The following is a 2,486-nucleotide window of genomic DNA, read 5'->3' on the forward strand; positions in this document are numbered from 1 at the left end:
CCCTGATAGGATTTTCACCTATTGGATTTGTACCACTTCGTGGCACACTAACGCCAAGCTAAAATGAGTATGCGCACCACTTGCCAGAAGCACAGAGGTTTTCACTTTGCAATGTCTTTTCAAAGAACTTAGTTAGCATATTCATTTTTAGCATTTGTTGTAAGGCGAATTTATTATTTTCCACTACTAATATATCTCTTGCTATTTCCTACAAAATCATTCACCCTGTTAAAATCTTCCCTTTCAATTGTTGCTGATTTATTAGGAATGGTGTCCATAGATAGTTGCTTAAATCCAAATGAAGGATCATAAAACCTAGCCTCTTTTTTTAGTTTCCTAATCACCATTCCATCAGAAATATAAATTCTTAATTCTCTTTTAATTCCTTCATATAGTCCTTCACTCTGCACATAAAAAAAGAATGGTAATGAGTCCCATAAATAAGCTTCTGTAATCCTCTTTGAATATGCCCCGCCTTCATCCTGAATTGAAATATTACTAATCAAGAAAGTGTCTGCCTTAGTGTGATACACAATATATAATTCAAGAGACCCTCCTTGATGTTCCTCTCCTTCAATTATTGGTTCTGAAAAATCAACTGTATCAATTTCAAGTCCTGATATTTGCTTTAATGCAATTTGCCGATACTGGTGCCTGATGTTTTTAATATCATCCTCAATCCTAGTATTCTGAGCTTTAATCCTATTTCCATTCGTTAATAGGACAAGGATGAATAAATTACTGATTATTAATTTTACCACTGTCCATTCGATTTTTTTGACTTACAACATCCGTGTAACGGAAACACATTCCCTTATTTCTGTTATGGGGGTCAATCTAACTAATTTAATGTTAAAAATGAATAGCAGCGTTTTGTGAGACTTTTAAAGTTTTATGCGAATATCCAGACCATACTATGCAACGAAGCTGGGGTAATCATGCAACCATGCCGAACATTATGGCAACGGGAAATTTAGTATCCGGTTGGGGGTGATATTTGTGGTGTCATCATTTGCTGTTGCATCATCATGTTATGGTGAAACATGAAATCATAATTGCTATGAATAATAGTCCTGTGTATTTTGTACATGACTGTGTATATAAATTCACTTTTAACTTTTCCTTCAAAGTTAGCAGCAGGTTTAAACTTTATTGATTCTTTGTTGAGAAGTAAATCAACGCTTGGCTTTATGAATTGTCCATCAACAGTTGACAAGACCTTATAATCCAAAATACCTCCCTTTTCATCAAGCATAATCCTTATCCTTACCATACCTTCTTTACCTTCTTTGAGTTCCTTTTGAGGATAATCTAAGTCAACTTTAATTTTTGAAGAAGCAGGAATGTCAGTCAGTAAATAATATTTGACTCCAGATGCATTATCCACGTAACTGATTTTATTTAGCTTGTTATATTTGTATTGAATATTTAAAGTACGATCGTTTATATAGTCATAGTAGGTATGTTTTTTAATGTCTTTAGTTTGCTCTACACCTTTATTGTCGAAAATACTTAACACTTTCATGTCACCATTTTTTGTGTACTTGAAAGTGCAGTGCTTTGTCCCATCGTGATTATAAACGAGATAAGAACCATCTAAATCACCTTCAATAAATTGCGCCTCTTTTCTAATCTTTCCGTCTGGATAAAACCATTTATGGTTACCATGCTTAGTTAAAGGAGCAACATTTGAGTATTCTCCTTTGAGAAGCTTTTGTCCTTGTTTGTTATAAAAAGAAATAGTCCATATAGAACCTACTAAATTTTCTACTTGACAGTAGTAGGTCATTTTTTCTGTATCTGTTACGTCATTCATAAGACTACTGAAATAAAGGCTCTTATTGGCCTTATATCTTTCGTAATACCTTACTGATTTTATTAGATTTTTGATATCATTATAACCAAAAGAAGCCCTTTTCAACTTAATGTATGGCACATGTTCGAATAAAGAAACTACTTCTGTTTGAAAGTCAAGGTCAAACCTGTAATTAACTTCTAACCATTCATCTGTTTGCTTGTTTTTTAAGTAATACTTAGTCTTATTTTTGAGTTTTCGTTGAAATAGCAGATAATTCTCTGTCTCATCTGTTTTTCCGAGTATAATATATTTCTTGAATTTCCGCTTTTGGTTTATTACGGTATCAGCAACAGTAATAAGTGTATCTCCTCCTATAATAAACTTTTTAAATAATTTCAAATCGATCTTTTCTGGATAGTCAGCTTTGGATTTTTTTACTTTAATACTATTATGAGTCAATATCATATACTTGTACTCTCGACTCTTTCCGTTAAAGTCAAAAGCTATTCCAGAAGCATATTCATAGTTTAAGTTCACAGAAAATTTTAAATCGTATGTGTTCGCGTGTTCGTGACTAATAAATTGGTCATATTCATTTCCAGCCATGCTAAACATATATCCAACCTCTGATCATACCCCAAAAATTAGGTCAACAGTTTAAGTTCAAAAAAGAAACTTAAATTTACTG

At 32.7% G+C, this 2,486-nt stretch carries 2 protein-coding genes; both read right to left on the minus strand.

Translation table 11 applies throughout. The features are described from left to right. Positions 1–173: 173 nt before the first annotated feature. Complete coding sequence (locus JL102_RS23330; RefSeq protein WP_202246887.1) at positions 174–761, minus strand: hypothetical protein; 588 nt, start codon at positions 759–761, stop codon at positions 174–176. Positions 762–973: 212 nt separating this feature from the next. Beyond that, positions 974–2,335, minus strand: coding sequence for an energy transducer TonB (locus JL102_RS24075; protein WP_202246888.1), 1,362 nt, complete (start codon positions 2,333–2,335; stop codon positions 974–976). Positions 2,336–2,486: the final 151 nt, after the last annotated feature.

The organism is Fulvivirga sediminis (genome assembly GCF_016757215.1).
Lineage (GTDB): Bacteria > Bacteroidota > Bacteroidia > Cytophagales > Cyclobacteriaceae > Fulvivirga > Fulvivirga sediminis.